A 6778-nucleotide genomic window follows, 5' to 3' on the forward strand; every position below is an offset into this window, starting at 1 on the left:
GTACGGCGGTGCGGGCACCGGGCCTGCCGGTGGCGCTGGCGCCGCTGGCCGGGTCGGCGGTGGCGGACCAGGCCGTCGGGGTCGACGTGGTCGACCCGCGGACGGCCGGGGCGGCCGGGATACCCGGGCCGGTGGTCGCGCTGTCGCGGGCCGCCGGGGCGAAGGCGGCCGGCCCGGTCCGGGTGGAGCTGGACCTGTCCGGACTCGGCCTCCGCTACGGCGCCGACTGGGCGTCCCGGGCACGGCTGGTGGAGCTCCCGGCGTGCGCGCTGACGACGCCCCAGGCCGCGGGCTGCCTGCGGCAGACCCCGGTGGAGTCGCGGCTCGACCCGGCGTCCGGGCGGTTGTCGGCGGACGTGGTGCTGCCGGGCGACGACGGCACGGTGCGGACGCGGCTCCAGGGCGCGGACACCGGGGCGCCGGCCCAGCAGGGCGTGCTGCTGGCGGCGGTCTCGGGCGCGTCGGGCGGCGCGGGCACCTACGCGGCGACCTCGCTGAACGTCTCGCAGGGCTGGACGTCGGGCTCGGCCGCGGGCTCGTTCGACTACGGCTACCCGATCGAACTGCCGAAGAGCCTGGGCGGGGCGACCCCGGCGGTCGCGCTCGGCTACGACTCCGCCTCGGTGGACGGCAAGACCTCCTCCACCAACGCGCAGGCGTCCTGGATCGGCGACGGCTGGGACTACAGCGCGGGCTTCGTCGAGCGCGCCTACAAGCCCTGCCTGCTGGCCGGGATCACCGGCTCCGGCGACCAGTGCTGGGCGGGCGCGAACCTGACGCTCTCCCTGGCCGGCCACTCGGGCGAGCTGGTTCCCGACGACTCCTCGTGCCAGGGCGGCGCGCCCGCCGCCACCGAGCAGTCGGCCTGCACCTGGCGGCTGAAGGCCGACGACGGCAGCCGGGTGCAGTTCCTGACCGGCGCGGCCAACGGCACCTGGAACGGCGCGTACGTCAAGCTGACGGACACCGGCGGCACCGTCTTCTACTTCGGCCTGAACCACCTGCCCGACGCGGCCGGGAACCCCTCCACCAAGGGCCCGGACACCGGCTCGGCCTGGTCGGTGCCGGTCTACTCGCCGAACCCGGGCGACCCCTGCTACGACCCGGCCAAGGGCAAGGGCTCCTGGTGCCAGGCGGGTTGGCGCTGGAACCTCGACCACGTGGTCGATCCGCACGGCAACCTGATCACGTACGCCTACGACCCCGAGACCAACAACTACGCCCGCGGCGGCGGCCAGAACAACGGCACCGGCACGACCACCCCGTACACCCGGGGCGGGGTGCTCCGGACGATCGGGTACGGGCAGCTGCTGTCGGACCAGATCGCGGCGAACGGCGGGTACGACCCGGCGGCGAAGGTCGTGTTCGGGTCGGGCGAGCGCTGCGTGACCTCGGTGACGGCCTGCGCCCCGGCGAACCGGACCGCGGCGAACGCGGCGAACTGGCCGGACGTGCCGATGGACCAGCAGTGCGCCGCCACCGGTGCGTGCACCGTCTACGGGCCGACGTTCTGGTCCTCCAAGTGGCTCGACTCCATCACCACGCAGGTCCGCCACGACGGTGCCTACCAGGACGTCGACTCCTACGCGCTCACCCACCGCTTCGTGAGCGTCCAGAACGCGACCGAGAACACCCAGGTGCCGTGGCTCGGCTCGATCCGGCGCACCGGCAAGGACACCCAGGCGTCCGCCACCCCCGTCACGCTGCCGCCGGTCTCCTTCACCGAGATGCTGCTGCCCAACCGGGTGGACGGCACCGCTCTGGTACCGGCGCGCCCGGCCTACAACCGGCCGCGCATCCAACTGGTCACCACCGAGACCGGCAGCACCATCGGGGTCGACTACCAGCCCGCCGACTGCTCCCGGACGAACGGCCCCATGCCGACCTCGGCGGACACCGACGCCCGCTCCTGCTACAACGTCAAGTGGCACGTCCCCAACGAGCAGCCCGGCGCGGACCCGGTCGACGACTGGTTCCAGCGCTACCCCGTCAGGAGCGTGACGGTGAACCCGGGCACACCCGGCTCCGTCCCGATGACCACCGCCTACACCTACGGGCCGGCGGCCTGGCACCGCAACGACTCGGCGCTCGTCGACGCCAAGGACCGCACCTGGGACGACTTCCGCGGCTACGCGAGCGTCACCACCGTCTCCGGCAACGGCCTCGACGGGCCCAGGGCGCAGAACACCACGACGTACCACCAGGGCATGGACGGCGACCGGAAGGCCGACGGCACGACCCGCGCCGTGCAGATCGCCGGCCCGATGAGCGGCCCGGTCACCGACTCCGACTGGCTGTCCGGCCGGGCCCTGGAGAGCGACACCCACACCCAGGCCGGCGGCGGCATCGCCGCCTACACGCTCACCACCGGATCCGGTCCGGTGACGACCGCGACGCACGCCCGCAGCGGCCTGCCGCCCCTCGTCGCCCGGTACGGCGAGAGCAGCACCACCGTCACCGCCAAGTCCCGCAAGAGCGACGGGTCCTGGTTCGGCACCGTCACCACCACCGGCACCGACGCCGGGCACGGCAACCGCGCCACCACGGTCCGCACCGCCGCCGACGGCCTGCCGGACACCTGCAAGCGGATCTCCTACGCCACCGCCCCGGACACCCAGGTCACCTCCCGGGTCTCGGAGGAACTGACCGTCAGCGGCGCGAACGCCTGCACCGCGACGGCCGGGCCGGCCAACACCGTCTCCTGGACCCGCACCCGCTACGACGGCAAGCCGCCCGGCCAGTCGGGCACCCAGGGCGACAGCACCTCCGACGAGGTCGTCGACCACTACACCGGCGGCACGCCCGTGTTCGCCGTCACCGGCGCCCGCGGCTACGACGCCCACGGCCGGACCACCTCGGTGACCGACCCCAACACCACCGACAGCACCCACCCCGGCGGCTCGACGGTCACCACCGCCTACACCGCCCCGCGACCCGGCGAGCTGCCGACCTCGACCACCGTCACCAGCCCGGCCCCGGCCGGCGCCGCCGACGCCGCCACCGGCCGCACCGTCGTCACCGCCCTGGACAGCGCCCGCGGGCTCGCCAGGAGCAGCACCGACGCCAACGGCCGCGTCACCACGATCGGCCACGACGCGCTCGGCCGCACCACCGCCGTCTGGAACCCGGGCCGGGACACCGCGAAGACGCCCAACACCGCCTACGCGTACGCCGTCCCGGGCGTCGTCGGCGGCAAGGTCGTCCCGCCGAGCACCAGCACCACCACCCTGGTCGGCGTCGGCACCGACGGCGCCTACACCGCCGTCACCTCGACCGCGATCACCGACGGCACCGGCCGGACCGTCCAGACCCAGGCGCCGCCCGCGCTGTCCGGCTACCCCGGGCGGCTGCTCACCGACACCGCCTACGACTCGCAGGGGCGGGTGATCCGCACCAACGAGTCCTGGTACAACGACGCCGCCGGGCCCGGCACCACGCTCTACCAGGAGAGCGACACCCGGAAGATCCCGCACCAGACCCACACCTCCTACGACGGCCAGGGCCGGCCCACCGCCGTCGAGACCGTCGCCTACGGCGCGGCGCAGGCCACCACCACGACCGCCTACCCCGGCGCCGAGCGCGCCGACGTCACCCCGCCCGCGGGCACCACCCCCACCAGCACGGTGGTCGACGCCCTCGGCCGGACCACCCAGCTGTGGCAGTACCGGACACCGACGGCCACCGGCGACCCCGCCGACGCGGACGTCACCAGCTACACCTCCAACCCGGACGGACAGACCGCCACCCGCACGGACGCCGCCGGGAACACCTGGAGCCTCGGCTACGACACGCGGGGCCGCCAGGTCTCCCGCACCGACCCCGACACCGGGACCAGTACCACCGCCTACGACGCCGCCGGCCGGGCCGCCTCCACCACGGACGCCCGCGGCCGCACCGTGACCACCACCTACGACCTGCTCGGCCGCCCGACCGCCAGCTACGACGGCGCGACGACCGACCCGGCGAAGCAACTGACCGCGCGGACGTACGACACCGTGGCGAAGGGGCAGTTGACCAGCTCCACCCGGTACGTCGGCGGTGCCTCGGGCAAGGCGTACACGGACCGGACCAACGCCTACGACACGGCCTACCGCCCGACCAGCGTCACCACCACGATCCCGGGCCCGGAGACCGGGACGGCGGACACCAGCCCGCTCGTCTACACCTACCAGACCGTCTACGACCCGGTCACCGGCCTGCTGCTGCGCGACAACCGCCCGCAGCTGGAGAACCTCTCCGCGGAGCGGCTCGACTACACCTACGACAAGTACGGCCTGCTGACCGGCTACGGCGCCTACGGCGGGGCCAGCTACGACCTGTCCAACGACTACGACGCCTACGGCCGCCCGGTGCGCACCACGGTGAACCCGTACGGCACGCAGATCGTGGTCACCAACACCTACGACGAGTCGACGGGTCGCCGGCTCGCGCAGTACGTGGACAAGCAGACCGCCGCCACCGGCGCGGTGCAGCAGACCACCTACGCCTACGACGCCTCCGGGCGGATCACCGCGATCCGCGGCGTCCCGGACAACACCCCGGCGGCGGCCGACCTGCAGTGCTTCGGCTACGACCACCTCAGCCGCCTCACCACCGCCTGGACGGACAAGGGCACGCTGAGCACCGCCCCCGCCCCGGCCGTCGGCGGACGCGGCGCCTGCACCGCCGGCAGCCCCACCGGCGGCGCGGTCGCCCCGGCGATCAGCACCGTCGGCGGCAGCGCGCCCTACTGGCAGGACTACACCTACGACCTGACCGGCAACCGCAAGAGCCTCACCCAGCACGACCCGTCCGGCGACACCGCCAAGGACACCGTCACCACCCAGACCTTCACGGCGGCGGGCACCGTCAACAACGGCGACGGCGCCGGCGGCCCGCACGCCCTCACCTCCGCCGACGCCGTCACCGGCGGCAGCAGCACGCGGACCGGCACCGGCTACGACGCCGCGGGCAACACGGTCTCCAGTTCCAGCGCCGCCACCGGCACCACCAGCTACGAGTGGAACGCCGAGGGCCGGCTCGAGCGGGAGTCCCCGGCGGTGCAGATCCGGGGTGCCGGCGGCACCTGCCTCTCCCCGCAGGGCGGTTCCGCGGCCGACGGCACCCCGGCGGAGATCACCGCCTGCGGCCAGGACGGCGCGCAGAAGTTCTCCACCACGGGCGGCCGGCTGAAGGTGCTGGACAAGTGCCTGGCCGCCACCGGCACCGCCCCCGGCTCGGCGGTCGTGCTCCGGACCTGCGACGGCGGCCCCGCGCAGACCTGGACACCGACGCCCGAGGGCACCGTCCTCAGCGGCGCCGCCGGGAACCTCTGCCTCGCCGTCCCCGGCGGCGCGACGGCCCCCGGCACCGACACCGTCGTCGCCGCCTGCGGCACGACCACCGTGCCGGCGGGCCAGAAGTGGACCGTCCCCGACGACTCCACCAGCTACGTCTACAACGCGGACGGCAAGCAGATCGTCCGGCGCAACCCGGGGAGGACCACCGTCACCCTCGGCAGCGACGAACTCGGCTACGACACCGCCACGAAGGGCAGGACCCCGACCCGCTACTACCAGATGCCCGGCGGCCTCGGCCTCGTCCGCCAGGGCACCACCTCGACCTGGCAGATCACCGACCACCACGGCACCGGCACCCTCGCCCTCGACGGCACGACGCTCGCCGAGACCCGCCGCCCCACCGACCCGTTCGGCAACCCGCGCGGCACCCCGCCCGGCAACTGGGCCGGCACCCACGGCTTCGTCGGCGGCACCAAGGACGACACCACCGGGCTCACCAACCTCGGCGCCCGGCAGTACGACCCGGGCACCGGGCGGTTCATCAACCCCGACCCGCTGCTCCGGCCCACCGACCCGCAGCAGTGGAACGGCTACTCCTACAGCGACAACAACCCGCTGAACCTCGCCGACCCGGACGGCCTCGCCCCCTGCGCGACCGGCATCATGGACAAGTGCGGCCCCAGCGGCCCGAGTTGCGGCGGCGGCAGCATCTTCGCCAAGCCGTGCGCACCCGGCACCGGTACGTGCAGCAACCCGTACGCCGTCAAGTGCGGCGGGGGCGGCGGCGGTTCCGCACCCGGACCGACCAGGTCGTCCTCGTCCTCGTCCTCCTCCTCGTCCTCCTCCTCGTCCGGCGGCTCGAAGCTGACCAAGTGGCCCTGGCCCACGACCCCGATTCCGCCCTCGACGGGCCACTGCGCGGACCCGATCTGCTCCAAGCCGCACGTCACCGTGAACGAGGCGCTGAACTTCTACCACGAGCACGGCATTTCGCACCCGTTCGGCCGGGACAACGAGGTCAACGGCGCCAACCTGCTCGCCCGGGCCTGGCTGGATTACGACACCTGTGAGCTGACTGCCAAGCAGGTGGTCTGCTACGGCGGGTCGCCCGGCGACGACCAGCCGATGACCGTCGGCGACGTGCTGTTCTACCCGAAGAGCAAGGACGCCTACCTCAACAGGTTGGAGAACGAGCGCGAGACCCGGCTGAAGATGACCCAGAAGTGGGGGGCGGACTACACCGAGAAGTACGGCCCCGACCTGGTCCGGCACGAGGTGGTCCACTCGGAGCAGTGGTCCGAGTGGGGACCCAACCTGTACCCGCCCCTCTACGGGCTCGCATCGGCGCAATCAAGGATCGCCCAGGGGGACAACGCGACCGGCAACGCCTTCGAGATCGAGGCCAACCTGTACTGGGGCCGCTACGTGGCCGCACCGGGCTGGCCGTAGCCGGAAGCGGGCGGACGAGCGCTGCCACTGACCCGGACGGGGAACGGCCC

1 protein-coding gene is annotated in these 6778 nt (G+C 73.7%); it reads left to right on the top strand.

Annotated elements, in window-relative coordinates; genetic code table 11:
* Positions 1-29: 29 nt before the first annotated feature.
* Positions 30-6728, top strand: coding sequence for an RHS repeat-associated core domain-containing protein (locus ACFUEL_RS31930; protein ID WP_380240431.1), 6699 nt, complete (start codon positions 30-32; stop codon positions 6726-6728).
* Positions 6729-6778 lie beyond the last annotated feature (50 nt).

Origin of the sequence: Kitasatospora sp. NPDC057198, assembly GCF_042670125.1 — a bacterium.
Classification (GTDB): Bacteria; Actinomycetota; Actinomycetes; order Streptomycetales; family Streptomycetaceae; genus Kitasatospora.